This window comes from Mesorhizobium sp. CC13 (genome assembly GCF_039907765.1).
In the GTDB taxonomy this organism is placed as follows: domain Bacteria; phylum Pseudomonadota; class Alphaproteobacteria; order Rhizobiales; family Rhizobiaceae; genus Aminobacter.
The window spans coordinates 1-19,581 of record NZ_JARDJI010000034.1; the positions used below are offsets into that span (position 1 = coordinate 1).

The 19,581-nt window shown below is 66.7% G+C and carries 18 protein-coding genes; 12 read left to right on the forward strand and 6 right to left on the reverse strand.

Annotated elements, in window-relative coordinates; genetic code table 11:
* Positions 1–289 precede the first annotated feature (289 nt).
* Genes nagA through PV773_RS24280 form a run of 4 tightly spaced genes read right to left on the reverse strand, consistent with a single transcriptional unit; the run spans position 290 to position 4,131 of the window.
* A complete protein-coding gene (gene nagA, locus PV773_RS24265) occupies positions 290–1,447 on the reverse strand; it encodes an N-acetylglucosamine-6-phosphate deacetylase (protein WP_347968835.1) in 1,158 nt (385 codons plus the stop codon).
* On the reverse strand, positions 1,444–2,454 hold the full coding sequence (locus PV773_RS24270) for an SIS domain-containing protein (RefSeq protein WP_347968858.1): 1,011 nt from the start codon (positions 2,452–2,454) through the stop codon (positions 1,444–1,446). Before PV773_RS24270 ends, nagA begins: the two co-directional genes overlap by 4 nt.
* 14 nt (positions 2,455–2,468) lie before the next feature.
* Complete coding sequence (locus tag PV773_RS24275; RefSeq protein WP_347968836.1) at positions 2,469–3,257, reverse strand: GntR family transcriptional regulator; 789 nt, start codon at positions 3,255–3,257, stop codon at positions 2,469–2,471.
* Positions 3,250–4,131, reverse strand: coding sequence for an N-acetylglucosamine kinase (locus PV773_RS24280; RefSeq protein WP_347968837.1), 882 nt, complete (start codon positions 4,129–4,131; stop codon positions 3,250–3,252). The genes PV773_RS24275 and PV773_RS24280 overlap by 8 nt, the downstream gene beginning before the upstream one ends.
* A gap of 198 nt (positions 4,132–4,329) precedes the next feature.
* On the opposite strand from PV773_RS24280, the gene PV773_RS24285 reads away from it, so the two are divergent.
* From PV773_RS24285 to PV773_RS24340, 12 genes are all read left to right on the forward strand, one after another.
* Positions 4,330–5,244, forward strand: a complete 915-nt coding sequence (locus tag PV773_RS24285) for an N-acetylmuramic acid 6-phosphate etherase (protein WP_347968838.1) — start codon at positions 4,330–4,332, stop codon at positions 5,242–5,244.
* A gap of 31 nt (positions 5,245–5,275) precedes the next feature.
* The gene (locus PV773_RS24290; protein WP_347968839.1) at positions 5,276–6,535 is read left to right on the forward strand and encodes an ABC transporter substrate-binding protein; all 1,260 of its coding nucleotides are present in this window, start codon (positions 5,276–5,278) and stop codon (positions 6,533–6,535) included.
* Between the two features lie 214 nt (positions 6,536–6,749).
* A complete protein-coding gene (locus PV773_RS24295) occupies positions 6,750–7,691 on the forward strand; it encodes a sugar ABC transporter permease (RefSeq protein WP_347968840.1) in 942 nt (313 codons plus the stop codon).
* 7 nt (positions 7,692–7,698) lie between these two features.
* Positions 7,699–8,538 carry a carbohydrate ABC transporter permease gene (locus PV773_RS24300; RefSeq protein WP_347968841.1) on the forward strand — a complete coding sequence of 280 codons (840 nt, stop codon included), beginning with the start codon at positions 7,699–7,701 and terminating at the stop codon, positions 8,536–8,538.
* The gene (locus PV773_RS24305; protein ID WP_347968842.1) at positions 8,535–9,599 is read left to right on the forward strand and encodes a Gfo/Idh/MocA family oxidoreductase; all 1,065 of its coding nucleotides are present in this window, start codon (positions 8,535–8,537) and stop codon (positions 9,597–9,599) included. The genes PV773_RS24300 and PV773_RS24305 overlap by 4 nt, the downstream gene beginning before the upstream one ends.
* Before the next feature lie 16 nt (positions 9,600–9,615).
* On the forward strand, positions 9,616–10,614 hold the full coding sequence (locus PV773_RS24310) for an ATP-binding cassette domain-containing protein (RefSeq protein ID WP_347968843.1): 999 nt from the start codon (positions 9,616–9,618) through the stop codon (positions 10,612–10,614).
* A gap of 182 nt (positions 10,615–10,796) precedes the next feature.
* Positions 10,797–12,101 (forward strand): nicotinate phosphoribosyltransferase, encoded by a 1,305-nt coding sequence (gene pncB / locus PV773_RS24315; RefSeq protein ID WP_347968844.1) that lies wholly within the window; start codon positions 10,797–10,799, stop codon positions 12,099–12,101.
* 292 nt (positions 12,102–12,393) lie between these two features.
* Positions 12,394–13,698, forward strand: a complete 1,305-nt coding sequence (locus PV773_RS24320) for an ABC transporter substrate-binding protein (protein WP_347968845.1) — start codon at positions 12,394–12,396, stop codon at positions 13,696–13,698.
* 169 nt (positions 13,699–13,867) lie between these two features.
* Positions 13,868–14,749 carry a branched-chain amino acid ABC transporter permease gene (locus PV773_RS24325; RefSeq protein WP_347968846.1) on the forward strand — a complete coding sequence of 294 codons (882 nt, stop codon included), beginning with the start codon at positions 13,868–13,870 and terminating at the stop codon, positions 14,747–14,749.
* Complete coding sequence (locus PV773_RS24330) at positions 14,746–15,708, forward strand: branched-chain amino acid ABC transporter permease (RefSeq protein ID WP_347968847.1); 963 nt, start codon at positions 14,746–14,748, stop codon at positions 15,706–15,708. Before PV773_RS24325 ends, PV773_RS24330 begins: the two co-directional genes overlap by 4 nt.
* Positions 15,705–16,442: an ABC transporter ATP-binding protein gene (locus PV773_RS24335; RefSeq protein ID WP_347968848.1), complete on the forward strand. Its 738-nt coding sequence runs from the start codon at positions 15,705–15,707 to the stop codon at positions 16,440–16,442. The genes PV773_RS24330 and PV773_RS24335 overlap by 4 nt, the downstream gene beginning before the upstream one ends.
* Entirely contained in the window at positions 16,439–17,146 is a 708-nt protein-coding gene (locus tag PV773_RS24340; RefSeq protein WP_347968849.1) for an ABC transporter ATP-binding protein, read from the forward strand. The genes PV773_RS24335 and PV773_RS24340 overlap by 4 nt, the downstream gene beginning before the upstream one ends.
* A 240-nt stretch (positions 17,147–17,386) precedes the next feature.
* Here the strand turns inward: PV773_RS24340 and PV773_RS24345 are convergent, their stop codons facing one another.
* On the reverse strand, positions 17,387–18,808 hold the full coding sequence (locus tag PV773_RS24345) for a sodium:proton antiporter (RefSeq protein ID WP_347968850.1): 1,422 nt from the start codon (positions 18,806–18,808) through the stop codon (positions 17,387–17,389).
* 54 nt (positions 18,809–18,862) lie between these two features.
* Positions 18,863–19,462, reverse strand: coding sequence for a bifunctional nicotinamidase/pyrazinamidase (gene pncA / locus PV773_RS24350; protein WP_347968851.1), 600 nt, complete (start codon positions 19,460–19,462; stop codon positions 18,863–18,865).
* Positions 19,463–19,581: the final 119 nt, after the last annotated feature.

Consider the following 19,581-nt stretch of genomic DNA (forward strand, 5'->3'; position numbering starts at 1 on the left):
CAAGAAGCTCGCTCTGCGACAAGCCGCATGACCAGCTTCAAGGCCGCCCCAATTTGCAGAACTTGACGCACACAACCTTTGCGGACTTGTGTGCCGGCACCGGCAGAGTGCAGGAGAGTTACTTGCTAAAGTACCCCCACCCCAACCCCTCTCCACAAGGGGGAGGGGAACCTTGCGGCACGACCTCTCCAAAACTTGATGGCCTTGGCCACAACGCTGGCGGAATCGTGCCCTCCCCCTTGTGGGGAGGGGTAGGGGTGGGGGTGAAGCCGCGTGCCCGCTCGCTGACCTAAGCCCCAAACACCTTCTTGCCGTCGATCCAGGTGCCCGACACGTCGAGCCCGTCGGTCAACTGCACGGCGTTCGCGGCAAAACCCTTGGCCAGCCGGCCGAGGCGGTGGTCCTGCCTCACCGATTCCGCCGGATAGAGCGAGGCCATGCGGATCGCCTCGCCGAGGTCGTAGCCGATTGTCTCGTGCATGAAGCGGATGGCGGAGATCATGTCGAGGTCGGCGCCGGCGAGCGTGCCGTCCTCCAGCGTCAGCCGGCCGTTCTCGCGCCTGATGGTGCGCCCGTTGAGCTGGAACGATTTCAGGTCGGTGCCGATGGTGGCCATGGCGTCGGTGACGAGGAAGATGCGCGCCGGGCCGTTCTTGGCCCTGAGCGCGATCTGCATCGTCGCCGGGTCGACATGGACGCCGTCGGCGATGAGGCCGGCCGAGAAGGTCGGGGTCTCGATGGCGGCACCGGCAAGCCCCGGCTCGCGGTTGCCGATCTGGCTCATGGCGTTGAACAGGTGCGTCGCCATGGTGGCGCCCGCCTCGGCGTAGGCCCTTGCGGTGCCATAGCTGGTGTCGGTGTGGCCGAGGCTGACGACGATGCCGGCCTCGGCCAGCGCCTTGACCTGCTCGGCCTTGACCGATTCAGGGGCGACCGTCGTCAGCAGCACCGCCATGGACGGACGCGCGGCGATCAGCGCCGACTGGTCGTCGTCGTCCATCGGCCGGATCAGATTGGGATCGTGCGCGCCCTTGCGGGCGAGCGACAAATGCGGGCCTTCGAGATGCAGGCCGAGGAAGCCGGGCATCTTGCGCTTCGCCGCCTCAGTGCCGGCCGCGATGGTTGCACGGGTGATCTCGCGGGTGTCGGTGATCAGCGTCGGCAGCACCGCCGTGGTGCCGAAGGGCATCTGCGCCTTGCAGATGACCTCCAGCGTGTCGACGTCGGGCTTGTCGTTGAGCATCAGCCCGCCGCCGCCATTGACCTGCAGGTCGATGAAGCCGGGGACGAGCATGGCGCCCGCCTCCGCCGCCTTCACGCCCGACGGAATGTTGCGGCGCGAAACGATGCCCTCGACCAGCCCGTCTGCGACCAGAAGCGCGGCATCCTCGTGCCAGGCGTCACCGTCGAAGATGCGCCCGGCAGCAATGGCAAGACGTTCGCTCATATCGTTTCGGTCACTTTGCGCAGGTTGGGCGGGCTGTCGGGGTTGAGGCCGCGATGGCGGGCGAAGGCCTCGACGAAGCCGTAGAACGAGGCGATCAGCATCAGCGGATCGGTGAGCGGGTGGCCGGTGGCGACATGCTCCAGCACGCGTGCCTTCCTGGCCAGCGACGAAGTGATGTGGATCGCGGCACCGCGGTCGGCAAGGCCGTCGGCGGCTTCGGCGATCGAGGGTTCGGACGCGTCGCGCGCGGCCAGCGCCAGCACCGGGAAGCCGGGGCGCACCAGCGCCAGCGGCCCGTGCATCACTTCCGCCGCGCTGTAGGACTCGGCGTGCATGGCGCAGGTTTCCTTGAACTTCAGCGCCGCCTCGTTGGCGATGGCGAAGGACGGGCCGCGGCCGAGGATGAACAGCGAATTGCCGTCGGTCAGGGCTTCCGCGATGCTCATCCAGTCGCAGTCGACCGCCTTGGCGAAATGCTCGGGCAGGGCCTTCAGCGCCGCGAGCAGCTTGTCGTCGCCGGTCCAGTGGCCGAGCACGGCGAGGCCGGCGACCGCCGAATTGACGAAGGTCTTGGTGGCCGCGACGCTCTTCTCTACGCCGGCGCGGATGTCGATGGCGTGCTCCGAGGCGACCGCCAGCGGCGAGCCGGCGGTGTTGGTGAGCGCGACCGTCAGCGCCCCGCCGGCGCGGGCGCCCTCGGCCATGGCGACGATGTCGGGGCTCTTGCCCGACTGCGAGATGGCGAGGCAGGCGGAATCGGCGAGCTTCAGCTTGGCGCCGTAGATCGACGAGATCGACGGGCCGATGGAGGCGACCGGCAGGCCGGCGGTCAGCTCGATGGCATATTTGAGGAAGGAGGCGGCGTGGTCGGACGAGCCGCGGGCGACGGTGGTGACGAAGCGGGGCTGGGCGCGCTTCAGGTGCAGGCCGGTTTCGGCCAGTTCCTTGGCCGACCCTTCGAGCAGGCGCGCGGTGGCCTCGGGGATTTCGGCGATCTCGCGCCGCATATGGGTAGTCGCGTTCAAGTACTTTCTCCTTCTGGCCCTTCCGCCCCGGGCAGCCTCAGTTCGGCGACGAAGTCGTAGGCGTCGCCGCGATAGACCGACTTGGTGAACTCGATCACCTTGCCGGTGGCGAGATAGGATATGCGCTCGATCTGCAGGCAGGCCGAGCCCGCCGGCACGTCGAGCAGCCTGGCGTCCGCCTCGCCGAGATTGACGGCGGAGATGCGCTGCACGGCCCGCACCGGGCGGTGGCCGGTCTTGCCCAGTGCCATATAGAGCGACGACGTGACTTCGCGAGGGTCGGGCAGCACCGAAGCCGAAATCGTCGCCCGCTCGATGGCCAGCGGCGTCTCGTCGGCGATGCGCAGGCGGCTGAGCCGCGACACCAGTTCGCTGGCCGACAGGCCGAGCACCATCATCTCGTCGGGCGAAGCGGTGTAGATGCCGCGGTCGAGCCACTGCGAGCGCGCCGTCATGCCGCGCCGCGCCATGTCTTCGCTGAACGAGGTGAGCCGCGACAGCGACTGCTCGACGCGCTCCATGCGCGGGGCGACGAAGGTGCCGGAGCCGTGCCGCTGCACCAGGACGCCGCTCTTGACCAGGTCCTGCACAGCCTTGCGCACGGTGACGCGCGAAATGTCGGCGCGGGCGGCGATCTCGCGTTCCGCCGGCAGCGCGTCGCCGGGGCCGATCAGGCCGCGCCGGATGGCCTCCTCGATGTTGCGCTTGAGCTGCAGGTAGAGCGGCGCGCCGCTCTGGCCGACCTCGCGCAGCGTCTCGAAGATGCGTTCCGCTGCATCATCCATGGCCGCCTCCCGGCTTGCCGAATTTCCTGACCGCCATCTGCACGGCGCCGGCGATGGCATCGCCGAGCGGCGGATGCATGATCGCCCGGTAGCGTTCCGAGAGCAGCGGCGCGTAGAGGCTGGCGAGCCCGCCCAGGAGGCAGAGGCGCTCGGGTGCCGCCAGGTCGAAGACGGCAAGCGTTTCCTCGACCTCCGCCACCACGCGGTCCACCAGGCGCCCGGCGACCGCGTCGCCCTCGGCTGCCGCCGTAAAGACCATGGGTGCGAAGGCGCCGTAGTCGACCGGCTTGGCCGCGGTGGTGAATTCGACCATCTCGCCGGGATTGCCGTTGAAGCGCTTCAGAATGGCGTCGCTCAGGGCGGAGCCGCGGCGGATGCCGTCATGGGCAAGCAGGGTTTCCTGCAAGAGGTCGCGGCCGATGCGGGCGCCGCTGCCGAGATCGCCGATCTGGAAGCCCCAGCCGCCGACCGGGCGCAAACTGCCGCGCCGGCGCGCCAGATAGACGGTGCCGGTGCCGAGTGCGGCGATGGCGCCGTCATGGTCGCCGAGCGCGCCTTCGAGCGAGATCAGGGAATCGTTTTCGACGTCGCTCTTGCGGAAGGGCAGGATCGCTTCCAGCCGCTGCTTGTAGTCGCCGACATTGGCGCCGGCGAGGCCGAGCACGGCGTCTGTCGAGCTGAACAGCGCCGGGTCGACGCCGGCGTCGGCGAAGGCCAGGCGGGCGGCCTCGACGACGTTGTCGCGCGAGCCTTCGAGGTCCGTGCGGATGTTCGCCGGACCGCCTTTGCCGCGACCCAGAACGGCGCCGGCTGGGGTGGCCACAGCCGCCCGGCAGCCGGTTCCGCCACCATCTATCCCGAGCACAAGATCCACGGCTTTGTCTCCTCGCCATCGATAATACCAATAAAATACCAATAGCCAAGCCTTAAATTCCCGTAACTGGCATCGCATCGCCATTCTGTTGAATTTTATCAAGTTTTCAGCCTGCCTTGCGTTGCAGCAAAGGAATTTGTTAACGCGTCTGGACAAGTGGTATTTTTTTGGTATTGTCGAGATCAAGGGAGAGATGGAATGGCGCCACGGCGTACGGAAGCGGTGCACAAACATGCCTCTGGGATCGATGCCCGGGCACCCGAGGCCGTTCTGGCGCTGCTCGCCGACGCCCAGCTCGAAGCCGCCGCCGTCGTGCGCGCCGCAATCCCCGAAATCGCCGAAGCCGCCGACAAGATCGCCGCCAGCCTCGCGGCGGGCGGACGTCTCGTCTATGCCGCGGCCGGCAGCTCCGGCCTGATGGCGCTGGCCGACGCGCTCGAACTGCCCGGCACCTACGGCATACCGCGCGATCGCGTCTTCATCCTGCTCGCGGGCGGCGCGGACGCGCTCGTCAATCTCGCCGGCGCGCCCGAGGACGATGCCGCCCAGGCCGTGCGCGACGTCGCCGCGACCGGGCTCGGCGCGGATGACTGCCTGATCGCGATCTCCGCCAGCGGCTCGACGCCCTTCGCCATGGCCGCGCTCGAAGAGGCCAGGCGCCGTGGCGCGGCGACCATCGCCATCGCCAACAACGCCGGCGCGCCGATGTTCGGCATCGCCGGAACCTCGGTGCTGCTCGCGACGCCGCCGGAGGTCGTCGCCGGCTCGACCCGCATGGGTGCCGGCACGGCGCAGAAGATCGCGCTCAACATGATGTCGACCATGGCCGCGATCCGTCTCGGCCATGTCCATGACGGCTACATGGTCAATTTGCTTGCAGACAACATCAAGCTGCATGAACGCGCCGCCCGCATGGTTTCGGCCATCGCAGGCTGCGACACGGCCGAGGCGCAGGCGCTGCTCGCCAGGAGCGGCGGCTCGGTCAAGATTGCGATCCTGCTGGCTGCGGGGGCAGCGAGCCTGGAGGCGGCAAACCAACTTCTGGATGGGGCGGACCAGAAACTCAGGTCCGCACTGTCGAAGCTCGAGGGGAGCAAAGGCTCTCGTCAGTAGAGGCCTTGGAAGGTCAACAGGGAGAACGAAAATGAAATACAGGTTGCTTACTGGACTTCTGATGGCGTCCAGCATCCTCGGCTCCGCCGGGGGCGCTCTCGCCCAGGAAGCCACGCTTACGATCGAAAGCTGGCGCAACGACGACCTCGCGATCTGGCAGGAGAAGCTGATCCCGGCGTTCGAGAAAGCCAATCCGGGCATCAAGGTCACCTTCTCGCCGTCGGCGCCGACCGAATACAATGCCGCCCTCAACGCCAAGCTCGAAGCGGGTTCGGCCGGCGACCTCATCACCTGCCGTCCGTTCGACGCCTCGCTCGAACTCTACAACAAGGGCCAGCTGGCCGACCTCTCCTCGCTGAAGGGCATGGAGAACTTCACCGACGTCGCCAAGTCGGCCTGGCAGACCGACGACGGCAAGGCCACCTTCTGCGTGCCGATGGCGTCCGTCATCCACGGCTTCATCTACAACAAGGACGCCTTCGAGAAGCTCGGCATCGCCGTGCCGGCCACCGAGGACGAGTTCTTCGCCGCCCTCGACAAGATCAAGGCCGACGGCACCTACATCCCGATGGCGATGGGCACCAAGGACCTCTGGGAAGCCGCCACCATGGGCTACCAGAACATCGGCCCGAACTACTGGAAGGGCGAGGAAGGCCGCCTGGCGCTGATCAAGGGCGAGCAGAAGCTGACCGACCCGCAGTGGGTCGAGCCGCTGGCGACGCTGGCCAAGTGGAAGCCCTATCTCGGCGACGGTTTCGAGGCGCAGACCTATCCGGACAGCCAGAACCTGTTCACCCTCGGCCGCGCCGCCATCTATCCGGCCGGCTCGTGGGAGATCTCGACCTTCAACGCCCAGGCGCAGTTCAAGATGGGCGCCTTCCCGCCGCCGGTGAAGAAGGCGGGCGACACCTGCTACATCTCCGACCACAACGACATCGGCATCGGCCTCAACTCCAAGAGCAAGAACGCCGAGGCCGCCAAGACCTTCCTGAGCTGGGTGGCGTCGCCCGAATTCGCCACCATCTACGCCAACGCGCTGCCGGGCTTCTTCAGCCTGAACTCGGCGCCGGTGAAGATGGAAGACCCGCTCGCCCAGGAATTCGTCTCGTGGCGCGAGAAGTGCAAGCCGACCATCCGCTCGACCTACCAGATCCTGTCGCGCGGCACCCCGAACCTCGAGAACGAGACCTGGGTCAAGTCGGCCAACGTCATCAACGGCACCGAAACCCCGGAAGCCGCTGCAGGCGAACTGCAGAAGGGCCTCGACAGCTGGTACAAGCCGGCCAAGTGATGCGGCGGGCTTGATGCTCGCAGGAGCGCGCCGTTCGCGGCGCGCTCCATCCCCTCACGAATTCGGACCTCGCGGGTTCGTCAAGGGGCTTGAATTGGCGCACCTGAAGATGCGCTACTGCTTCCGGCGGCCATGATGGCGGGAAGCGCCGCCCGGGGGTACATCCTCGCCAGCCATTTCAACGGCCCCTCGGGGCCGGACCAAGGAACTCGACATGTCGGAGCAAAGCCTGGTGCATAGCCAAGACAGACGGCCGACGCGGTGGCATATCGCCGTATTCCTGGCGCCCGCCGTACTGGTCTACACCGCCGTGATGATCCTGCCGCTATTCGGCACGCTGCAGCTTTCGCTGTTCCGCAACGTCGCCAACAGCCCGGTTTTCGTCGGTCTCGACAATTTCCGCACGCTGTTCGGCGACCCGCGCTGGTCGGCCTCGTTCTGGAACGCGCTCGGCAACAACACCTGGTTCTTCATCATCCACATGCTGGTGCAGAATCCGGTCGGCGTCGTGCTCGCCGCCCTTCTGTCGAGCCCGAAGCTGCGCTTCTCCGCCTTCTACCGCACGGCGATCTTCATCCCCACCATCCTGTCCTTCGTCATCGTCGGCTTCGCCTGGAAGCTGATCCTGAGCCCGCTCTGGGGGGTTGCGCCCAACCTGCTCGACCTCGCCGGCCTCAAGAGCCTGTTCGTGCCGTGGCTCGGCAAGGAGGAATATGCGCTCACCGCGCTCAGCCTGATCTCGGTGTGGCAGTTCGTCGGCATCCCGATGATGCTGATCTATGCCGCCATGCTGTCGATCCCCGACGAGGTGATCGAGGCCGCGGAATGCGACGGCATCACCGGCATGTCGCAGTTCTGGAAGATCAAGCTGCCGCTGATCCTGCCTTCCATCGGCATCATCTCGATCCTCACCTTCGTCGGCAACTTCAACGCCTTCGACCTGATCTATTCGGCGCAAGGGGCGCTGGCCGGCCCGAACTACGCCACCGACATCCTCGGCACGTTCCTCTACCGCACCTTCTTCGGCTTCCAGCTGCAGATCGGCGATCCCAACATGGGCGCCACCATCGCCTCGATGATGTTCTTCATCATCCTCGCCGGCGTGTGCCTCTACCTCTTCCTCATCCAGACGCGGCTTCGCCGCTACCAGTTCTGAGGGTGTCATGAGCAAGGCTGCCTCTTCCCTGCCGCGCGCCGTCGGCGCACATGCGATCCTGCTGGCCTACACGGTCATCGCGCTGTTCCCGGTGATCGTCATCGTCGTCAACTCGTTCAAGTCGCGCAACGCGATCTTCCGCTCGCCGCTCACGCTGCCGACGGCGGAGACCTTCGACCTCATCGGCTACAAGACGGTGATGGCCCAGGGCGATTTCGTCCAGTATTTCCAGAACAGCCTGACGGTCACCGTCGCCTCGCTGTTCTTCGTGCTCCTGTTCGGCGCCATGGCCGCCTTCGCCTTGTCGGAATACCGCTTCAAGGGCAATACCGTCATGGGCCTCTATCTGGCCCTCGGCATCATGATCCCGATCCGCCTCGGCACGGTCGCGATCCTGCAGCTGATGGTGGCTTCGGGCCTGGTCAACACGCTGACGGCGCTGATCCTGGTCTATACGGCGCAAGGCCTGCCGCTCGCGGTCTTCATCCTGTCCGAATTCATGAAGCAGGTGTCGGACGACCTCAAGAACGCCGGCCGCATCGACGGGCTTTCGGAATACCGCATCTTCTTCCGCCTCGTCCTGCCGCTGGTGCGCCCGGCGATGGCGACGGTCGCGGTCTTCACCATGATCCCGATCTGGAACGACCTGTGGTTCCCGCTGATCCTCGCCCCGTCCGAGCAGACCAAGACCATCACGCTCGGCGCCCAGGTGTTCATCGGCCAGTTCGTCACCAACTGGAACGCGGTGCTGGCAGCGCTTTCGCTCGCCATCCTGCCGGTGCTGGTCCTCTATCTCTTCTTCTCGCGGCAGCTCATCCGCGGCATCACTTCCGGAGCAGTCAAGTGACCACTGAAAAGCCCCTTCGCGTCGTCGTCGCCGGCCTCGGCAACATGGGCCGCAGCCACGCGCTCGCCTACCACAACAACCCGGGCTTCGAGATCGCGGCGCTCGTCAACCGCTCCGACGTGCCGCTGCCGGCCGGCATGGAAGGCTACGGCATCCAGCGCTCCTTCGAGGGTGCGATCCGCGAGCTGAAGCCCGACGTCGCCTCGATCAACACCTATTCCGACAGCCATGCCGACTATGCGGTGATGGCCATGGAGGCGGGTTGCCACGTCTTCCTGGAGAAGCCGCTGGCGACCACGGTGGCGGATGCCGAACGCGTCGTCGCCTGCGCCAAGGCCAACGGCCGCAAGCTGGTGATCGGCTACATCCTGCGCCACCACCCCTCGTGGATACGGCTGATCGGCGAGGCGCGCGGGCTAGGCGGTCCGTATGTCTTCCGCATGAACCTCAACCAGCAGTCATCCGCCCACAAGTGGGACACCCACAAGCAGCTGATGAAGACGACGTCGCCGATCGTCGACTGCGGCGTGCACTATCTCGACGTCATGTGCCAGATCACCGACGCCGAGCCGGTCGAGGTGCGCGGCATGGGCCTGCGCATGACCGACGACATCGCGCCCGACATGTACAACTACGGCCACCTGCAGGTGCTTTTCGCCGACGGGTCCATCGGCTGGTACGAAGCCGGCTGGGGCCCGATGATGTCGGAGACGGCCTTCTTCGTGAAGGACGTGATCTCGCCCGGGGGCTGCGTGTCGATCGTCGTCAACGAGGCTGCCACCAGGTCCGACGACGTCGATTCCCACACCAAGACCAACATGATCCGGGTGCACCGCGCCGATCTCGGGGCGGACGGCAATTTCCTCCACGCCGACCAGGATCTGTCGATGAAGGACGAGCCCGGCCACCAGGGGCTGTGCGACCGCGAGCAGGCCTTCGTGCTGAAAGCCATCCGCGAGGACATCGACCTCACCCGCCACATGGCGGACGCCGTCAAATCGCTGCGCGTGTGCCTGGCCGCGGACGAAAGCGTCCGCACCGGCCGCCCCGTCAAGCTCTAACAGGAAGGAACTGCCTGTGGGATCTCTCAAGATCGAGAATGTGAAGAAGTCCTTCGGTCCGGTCGACGTGCTCAAGGGCATCGACCTCGACGTCAAGGACGGTGAGTTCGTCGTCTTCGTCGGCCCGTCCGGCTGCGGGAAGTCGACGCTGCTGCGCATCATCGCCGGCCTCGAGGACGCGACCTCCGGCGATCTCCTGATCGACGGCCAGCGGGTCAACGCCACCCCGCCGGCCAAGCGCGGCATTGCCATGGTGTTCCAGACCTATGCGCTCTATCCGCACCTGACGGTGCGCGACAACATGGGCCTCGGCCTCAAGCAGGCCGGCGCGCCGGCGGCCGAGATCGACAAGCGCATCTCCGCCTCCTCGGCCATGCTGTCGCTCGAACCCTATCTCAAGCGCCGTCCGGCCGAGCTGTCGGGCGGCCAGCGCCAGCGCGTCGCCATCGGCCGTGCACTCGTGCGTGAGCCCAAGCTGTTCCTGTTCGACGAGCCGCTGTCGAACCTCGACGCGGCGCTGCGCGTCAACACCCGCCTCGAGATCGCCCAGCTGCACAATCGCCTGAAGTCGACCATGATTTACGTCACCCATGACCAGGTCGAGGCGATGACGCTGGCCGACCGCATCGTCGTGCTCAATGCCGGCCGCGTCGAGCAGGTCGGCGCGCCGATGGAGCTCTACAACAAGCCGGCCAACCTGTTCGTCGCCGGCTTCATCGGCTCGCCCAAGATGAACTTCATCGACGGCGCCCGCCTCGGCGAGACGGTCAAGACCGTCGGCGTCCGCCCCGAGCACATCGCCGTCAGCGACACTTCCGGCGCCTGGAAGGGCACGGTGGTGCATGCCGAGCATCTCGGCGCCGACACCAACGTCTTCCTCGAAACTGAAAAGGCCGGCCTGGTCACCATCCGCCTGTTCGGCGAATACCGGACCGGCCCGGGCGCCACGCTCTACGCCACGCCGGATGCGGCGCGGACCTACAGGTTCGACGCCGACGGCAAGGTCATGGCCTAGGCTGTTTCCGTCGTCGCACCGATGGCCCCGACGCTTTCGGGGCCATCTCGCGCCGGCATGGGCCAGGCGCCGCTTTTTTGTCGCCAGACGCTTGATCGCCACTGCGCTATATCCCAATGCTAGCGACGAGGTTGCGGCAACCCCGCCTAGAGGGAGGTCGCGCCGAGGAGGGCAAGGGCAGCATGGCAAGGACCGACATCGCGAGAAGGGTGTACAACCACACCTGGAAGCTCGATCCGATCGTGCGCAGCCTGCTCGACACGGACTTCTACAAGCTTTTGATGCTGCAGATGATCTGGGGCATGCACCCCAAGGTCGACGCCACCTTCTCGCTGATCAACCGGGCGACCTCGGTCAAGCTCGCCGAGGAGATCGACGAGGGCGAGCTGCGCGACCAGCTCGACCATGCGCGCACGCTGCGCTTCTCCAAGAAGGAGATGATCTGGCTGGGCGGCAACAATTTCTACGGCCGCAAGCAGATCTTCGAGCCGGAATTCCTGGCCTGGCTGGAGGATTTCCAGCTGCCCGAATACCACCTGGAGAAGCGCGACGGCCAGTACGAGCTCACCTTCGCCGGGCCGTGGATGTATACCTCCATGTGGGAGATCCCGGCGCTCGCCATCATCAACGAATTGCGCTCGCGCTCGGCGATGAAGGCCTTCGGCCCCTTCGCGCTCGACGTGCTGTATGCCCGCGCCAAGGCCAAGATGTGGGACAAGACCGAGCGGCTGAAGAAGCTTCCGGGCATCAAGATCTCGGATTTCGGCACGCGCCGCCGCCACTCCTTCCTGTGGCAGCGCTGGTGCGTCGAGGCGCTGAAGGAGGGCATCGGCAAGGCGTTCACCGGCACCTCCAACGTGCTGCTCGCCATGGATACCGACCTCGAGGCGCTCGGCACCAACGCGCACGAACTGCCGATGGTCTATGCCGCGCTGGCCAACAGCGAAGACGAACTCAAGCAGTCGCCCTACAAGGTGCTGCGCGACTGGCAGCGCTACTATGGCGGCAACCTGCTGATCGTGCTGCCTGATGCCTTCGGCACGGCGGCCTTCCTGCGCGACGCGCCCGACTGGGTCGCCGACTGGACCGGCTTCCGCCCCGACAGCGCCCCGCCGATCGAGGGCGGCGAGCGGATCGTCGAATGGTGGCGCAAGAAGGGCCAGGACCCGAGGTCCAAGCTTTTGATCTTTTCTGACGGTCTCGACGTCGACACCATCATCGAGACCTACCGCCATTTCGAAGGCAAGGTGCGCATGTCCTTCGGCTGGGGCACCAACCTCACCAACGACTTCGAAGGCTGCGCGCCCAGGGAAACCGACCGGCTCAACGCGATTTCGCTGGTCTGCAAGGTCACCGAGGCCAATGGCCGCCCGGCGGTGAAGCTCTCCGACAACCCGGCCAAGGCGACCGGCGACAAAAAGGAGATCGCCCGCTACCTGCGCATCTTCGGCGAGAAGGACCGGGTGGAGCAGCTTGTGAAGGTGTAGGCGGCGGGAGGCGGGGAGATCGGCAGCTCCAGCGCAGGCGCCTGTCCTGCAACGCCGCAGCAGAACTGCCGGCCACTCGACAGCCGGCGCAGCATTGGCCGTGGCGGCGAACTTCCGGGTGCTGGCGGCGCTGCCGGGGCTTCGGTTGCCACCGCGCGGCGGGCTCTATTGCCACTCCTCCGGATTGGTGATCTAGTTTGTACACATGCGATTTTCAGCCCTGCCGCCAAGGCCTGGCAGGGCGTCAAACCCGCACGATCGTTGGTCAAAACGCGCGACAAGGGGACAGGGCATGACTGACAGCAATCGCTTCTTCGACCTCGGCAAGAAAGGCATCTCGCGCCGCGGCGCGCTCAAGGGCATCGCCGCCGGCGCCGGCCTGATGGCCGCCCCCGGCTTCGTGCGCTATGCGCAGGCACAGTCCTCCGCGCCGATCAGGATCGGTTTCCAGGCCCACCGCACCGGCATCGGCGCCGCTTATGGCCGCTGGTACGAGAAGACCACCAATGCGGCGGTCAAGCTGATCAACGACGCCGGCGGCATCAACGGACGCCCGGTCGAGATCGTCGTCGAGGACGACGGCACCGACCCCAAGCGCGGCGCCGAAGTCGTCGGCAAGTTCGCCAGCCAGCACAAGACCGACGTCGTCTACGGCACGCTGTTTTCCCATGTCGTGGTCGGCTCGGCGCCGACCGCCGGCGAGCTCAAGATCCCCTATTACGTGGTCAGCGAGGGCTACCACGTCGCCTCTGGCAAGCTGAACCGCTGGGTCCTGCAGCCGGGCATCACCGACGTCCGTTCGCAGGTCACCTCGGTCGCGCCCTGGATCGCGGCCAACCTCGGCAAGAAGGTGACGATGATCTATCCCGACTATGCCTTCGGCTACGATCACCGCGACTACTTCACCCCGGCGATCAAGGCGCAGGGCGGCGACGTCGTCGCCCAGATCCCGATCCCGCCGACCGAAAGCTCGTTCACCAAGTACCTGCCGCAGATCCCCTCCGGCACCGAGGTGCTCTACCACGTCATGGTTGGCCCCGGCGTGCTGACCTTCGTCAAGGAGCTCGGCGAGTTCTACGGCTCGAACAAGCCGCAGCTGTTCGGTTTCATCGACTCGCTCGAGGCCGTCGACATCAACAGTCCGGGCCTCGAATTCCTCGACGGCAGCCATTTCTGGGAAGGCTCGCCGCGCTATGCCCAGGAAAACGACAGCGAGGCGCAGAAGGCGTACCGGACGGCAGTCGGCATCGACGACAACGGCGCATCGACCAGCGACGCCAAGGACATATCGACCGCGGCTCACATGTTCGGCTGCTGGGAAACGCTCTACGTCATCAAGAAGGCGATGGAGGATTCAGGCTACAAGGGCCCGGAGGACCGCGCCAAGCTTGTCGAGGCGACCGAGGCGCTGAAGGAGTTCAAGGAAGGGCCGGAGCACCCGCAGGGCGACAAGATCTTCAACGGCAAGATCCACCAGGTCTTCGGCCACCAGAACATCTCCAGGGTCGAGGGCGGCAAGCTCAAGGTCGTGCACCGCACCTCGATCGAGGACGGCATGTACGAGCCGGAGGCCGACTACACGACGCAGCCGCTGTAAACTGAACATGCCAATGCCGGTGCTGCCCCTCATCCCCCTACCGGGACCTTCTCCCCGTAGAACGGGGAGAAGGAGGACGGCCGCAACGCCGACGCCTCCCTCGCCCCGTTTACGGGGAGAGGGTAAGGGTGAGGGGCAGCGCTATCCTTTCCAGACGATCGTCACCTGAATGGCCTTCGGACCCCACCTCCTGCTCGCCACGCTCGAAGGCCTCGTCACCGCCGCGGTGCTGGCGCTGACTGCGCTTGGCCTGTCGCTGGTGTTCGGCGTCATGCGCATCGTCAATGTCGCTCATGGCGAGTTCTTCATGCTCGGCGCGGTGCTCGCCTGGGCGATCACCACCGCCGTCAGCGGCAATCCGGCGGTCGGCTTCGCGGCTGCCCTGGTGCTGGCGCCGCTGATCGTCGGCGCCATCGCCTGGGTGTCGGAGCGGCTGGTGCTGCGCCGCATCGAATACAATCCCGAGGCGACGATCGTCGCCACCATCGGCCTGCTCTACATCATCCAGCAGCTGGCGCTCACCTTCTACGGCCCCGAGGCGCGGCCGGTGGCGCCGCCGTTCAACATCCGCATCCAGCTGCCGTGGTTCGGCTATTCCGGCTACAAGCTGTCGATCATCGCGGCCTCGGCACTCCTGCTGCTCGCCACCTGGTTCGTGCTGACCCGCACCCGCGTCGGCCTGGTGATGCGGGCGACCCAGTATGACCGCGAGACGGCGCAGGCCTTCGGCATCCCGGTCGGGCGCGTCTACGGCGCGGTGTTCGCGCTCGGCGCCATGCTCGCGGCCGTCGCCGCGGTGCTGATCGTGCCGATCAGCCAGGCGCACTACCTGATGGGGCTCGACCCGCTGCTCTTGTCCTTCATCGTGGTCATCATCGGCGGGCTCGGGTCGCTGCGCGGCACGGTGGTGGCGGCGCTGCTCATCGGCGTGTCCGACGGCATCGTCTCGGTGTTCTTCTCGCCGACGCTCGCCAAGATCATCGCCACCTTCGTCGTCGCCATGGTGCTGGTTTTCCGCCCGCAGGGCCTGTTCGGAACGGCGGCGAAATGACCGAAGCTTCGACGGCGAAAATCTACGGCCTGCACGTCGCCGTGGTGGCTGCGTTGGTGGCGCTCAACTTCGTGCTGCCCGAATATCACCATGCCGTGCTGGCGCGGGTGCTGGTGCTCGCCGTCTTCGCCATGGGCTACAACCTCTTGTTCGGCTATGCCGGGCTGCTCAGCCTCGGCCACGCCATGTTCTTCGCCGCCGGGCTCTATGGCGCCGGCCTGCCGCTCTATCACCTCGGCTGGGGCGTGCCGGCGGCCTTCGCCTCGGGCCTCGCCGCAGGGCTGGTCGTCTCCGTGGTCATCGGCCTCTTGGCGCTCAGGACCACCGGCGTCGCCTTCATGATCGTCACCATGATGTTCGCGCAGGTGTTCTACCTGGTGACGCTCTATTTCGGCGAATGGACGCGCGGCGACGAAGGGCTGGTGCTGCCGCAGCAGGCGCGGCAGGTGACGCTTGGTACGACCACGCTCGACCTCACCAATCCCGACACGCGCTACCTGTTGGCCGTGGCGCTGTTCGGCATAGCACTCTTCGCCACGCTCGCCGTCGTCCGCTCTCGCCATGGCCGCGTGCTGGTGGCGATCCGCGAGAACGAGGAGCGCACGCGCATGCTCGGCTATGACACCTTCGCCAACAAGCTGGCGGCGGTGGTGGCCTCGGGCGTCGTCTGTGCTGCGGCGGGGGCTGCCTACGCCCTGCTCTTCGGCTATGTCGGCTCGACCTTTGCCTCGGTGCAATATTCGATCCTGCCGTTGCTCTGGGTGCTGCTCGGCGGGGCCGCCACCACGCTTGGGCCGCTCGTCGGCACGCTGTTCATGTACTATGTCGTCGACATCACCAGCGGCTACACGTCGGCCTATATGCTGGTGGTCGGCGCGGTGCTGATCCTGCTCGTGCTGTTCTTCCGCAAGGGCGTGCTCGGCACCGTGCGCGAGCGCTGGGCGAGGTGGCTGCCGTGACGCCGCTGCTCGTCACCAGGGGCCTGTCGCGCCATTTCGGCGGGCTGCGCGCCGTCGACGGCGTCGACTTCTCGATCGAACCCGGCGAGATCAGGGCGGTGATCGGCCCCAATGGCGCCGGCAAGACCACCTTCGTCAGCCTCGTCTGCGGCCGCTACGAGCCGAGTGCCGGCACGATCGTCTTCGACGGCGAGGACATCACGAAAATGCCGGCGCATCTCAGGGTCCGGCGCGGCATCGCCTACACCTTCCAGATCACCAGCGTCTTCGCCAACCTCTCGGCCTACGACAACGTCGCGCTGCCGGTGCAGCGGACGCTGACCGATGGCCGCTCGCGGGGTGCGGTGCGGCATGGGGTGATGGAAGCCCTGGAGCGGGTCGGACTGGCGTCGCGCGCCGGCGTGCCGGCGGGGGCGCTCGCCTATGGCCACCAGCGGCTCCTCGAGGTGGCCATGGGGCTCGCGCTCAAGCCGCGGCTGCTCATCCTCGACGAGCCGACGCAGGGGCTTTCGGATGGCGAGATCGACAACTTCATCGGCCTCGTCCGCGAGATCGCTCGCGACGCGACCGTGCTTCTGATCGAGCACAACATGCCGGTGGTGATGGAACTCGCCCACCGCATCACCGTCTTCAACGCCGGCAAAATTCTCGCCGAAGGCGCGCCGGCGGAGATCCGCGCGAATGCCGCCGTGCAGGACGCCTATCTCGGCACCGCGCAGGAGGCGGGTGCATGAGTGCCGCGCTGACGATCGAGGGCCTCGACTGCTTCTACGGCGAGGTGCAGGTGCTGCATGGGCTCGACCTCGAACTGCGCAACGGCGAGGTGCTGTGCCTGCTCGGCCGCAACGGCGCCGGCAAGACCACGACGCTGAAGGCGATCATGGGGCTGGTGCGGGCGCGGTCGGGTTCGATCCGGCTGGGCGGGCGGGAGCTCACGCAACTGCCGGCCCACGAGGTGCCCAGGGCCGGCGTCGCCTACGTGCCGCAGGGCAGGCGGCTGTTCGCCGAACTCACCGTCGCCGAGAACATCGAGATCGGGCTGAACGCGCGCAACAAGGGCGCATCGACCCGCGAGACCGTGCTGGACCTCTTCCCGGTGCTGCGCGAGCGGCTGAGCCAGCGTTCGGGGACGCTGTCGGGCGGCGAGCAGCAGATGCTCGCCATGGCGCGTGCGCTCTGCCTCGAACCGGAGGTGCTGCTGCTCGACGAGCCGACGGAGGGGCTGATGCCGTCGATGATCGCGAAGGTTCGCGAGACGGTCGGCAGGCTGCGCGGGCTCGGCGTCTCGACCATCCTGGTCGAGCAGCGCGTCGACGCCGTGCTGCCGGTCGCCGACCGCGTCGCCTTCATCGAGAACGGCCGCAACCGCGAGACGGTCGATGTCGCGCGGCTGCGCGAGGATCCGGCGCTGGTCCGGCGCTATGTCGGGGTGGGGTAGGGAAGAGCCCGTCACCGAGCCTGAGTTTATCCAGCTGCGGTGCAATCGCCCGTGAATCACCCCCACCCCTGACCCCTCCCCACAAAGGGGGGGGCGGCGAGCGCCTGAGCCCGATTGCACCAGATAGAGCTGATGCCACAGACGCATCGGATGCCTTGAAGTGTGGCAGCGGGCGTTGGAATCCCCCTCCCCCTTGTGGGGAGGGGTCAGGGGTGGGGGTGCAGGCCCTCACGTCCTGGCTCACCCGAAGAACACGAACCCCGCGATCAGGAAGGTCGGGATCAGCACGGCACCCGACCACAGCATGTAGCCGAAGAAGCCGGGCATCTTGACCCCGCGCTCGCGGGCGATGGCGTAGACCATGAAGTTGGGGGCGTTGCCGATATAGGTGTTGGCGCCCATGAACACCGCGCCCGCCGAGATCGCCACCAGCGTCGAGGCAAAGGTCGTCATCAGCGCCCGCGGATCGCCGCCGGCGAGCTCGAAGAAGACGAGATAGGTCGGCGCGTTGTCGAGGAAGGACGACAGCGCCCCGGTGAGCCAGAAATAGGCGAGGTCGTTGGGCGTGCCGGAGGCAGACGTCACCATAGCCACCAGCGGGCCGAACGCGCCGTCGAGCCCGGCGCGCAGGATGGCGATGACCGGCACGATGCAGACGAAGATGCCGGCGAACAGCTTGCCCACCTCGAGGATCGGCCCCCAGGAGAAACCGTTGGCGGCGCGGTATTCTTTCCGCGTCACCCGCAGCGAGACGACGGCGAGCACGAGGATGATCGCGTCGCGCACCAGGTTCTGCCATTCGAGTTCGACGCCCTGGATGGTGAAGGCGACGCCCGGCTTCCACGACGCCGACAACAGGATCGCCCCGATCACCCCGGCGAGCAGGATGAAATTGGCCCGGCCGCGGATGCGCACCCTGGAGTCCGGCGTCGGATCCTTGATCTTCGGCTGACCCTTCTCGCGGACGTGCAGCACCCAGTCCAGCGCCAGGAAGGCGAGGAGCACGATGCCGCCGACCAGCAGCGCCTCGCGCCACAGATTGGCCGTCGTCCAGAAGAAGTCGACGCCGCGCAGGAAGCCGACGAACAGCGGCGGGTCGCCGAGCGGGGTCAGCGAGCCGCCGATGTTGGAGACCAGGAAGATGAAGAAGACGACGACATGGGCGTTGAACGGCCGGTTGTCGTTGGCGCGGATCACCGGCCGGATCATGATCATCGAGGCGCCGGTGGTGCCGACCACCGAGGCGAGCAGCGCGCCGATCAGCAGCAGTGCCGCATTGACCAGCGGCGTGCCGTGGATGTTGCCGGCCACCAATATGCCGCCGGCGATGGTGAACAGTGCAAACAAAAGGATGATGAAGGACATGTATTCGAGCAAAAGCGTGTGCAGCACCGCCTCGGCCGAGATGCCGACGCCGAACACCGCCATCAGCGGCAGGATGACCAGTGCCGACCACATGGCTGCGATCTTGCCGTAGTGGTGCTCCCAGAAATGGGCGTAGAGCAGCGGGCCGGTGGCGATGGAGATGAGCAGCCCGACGAAGGGCAGGGCCCACCACAACGACATGGCCGCGCCTGGCAGCCCGTCCTCCGCCGCCAGCGCCTGGCTGGCACCAAGATAGAGGCCGCCCGCACCCATGGCAGCCAATCGCAGGAATTTCATGAAAGTCCCCTCAGCCCCGGCGCGGACGCCGCTTGCCCCAGAAAAGCGGTTGGTTCAGATCAGCGTGACGCCGGCGTCGCGCATCTTGCCGATCATCGTGTCCAGCGAACCGCCGAGATCGATCGCCCGGCAGGCGTCGAGCCGGACGGTTGTGGCAAAACCCTGCTTCACCGCGTCGAGCGCCGAATAGGCGACGCAGAAGTCGGTCGCCAGGCCGACCAGCGTGACCGCGCCGATGCCGCGCTCGCGCAGGTAGCCGGCGAGGCCGGTCGGGGTCAGGCGATCGTTCTCGAAGAAGGCGGAGTAGCTGTCGATGCCGGGGCGGAAGCCCTTGCGGATGACGAGCTCGGCCTTGCTCCACGCCAGTCCGGTGTGGAAGTCGGCGCCCTTGCTGCCCCGGATGCAATGGTCGGGCCACAGCGTCTGCGGGCCATAGGGCATGTCGATGCTCTCGAAGGCCTGCCGCCCGGGATGGCTGGAGGCGAAGCTCGAATGGCCGGCCGGATGCCAGTCTTGCGTCAGGAGCACGTGCTCGGTGTGGCGGATCAGGTCGTTGACCAGCGGCACGATCTCGTCGCCGCCGGCGACCGCGAGGGCGCCGCCCGGGCAAAAGTCGTTCTGCAGGTCGACGACGATGAGTGCGTCCGCTGCCATGGAGCCTCCTCGGAATTGGCTGTGGTCGGGGCGCCGAAACTGGGTCAGATGCCGGCGCCCGTCAACCCTCCAACTTCGCCATGGCCGCCGCCAGGGCTTGCCGCGAAAGGCTGCTTTGA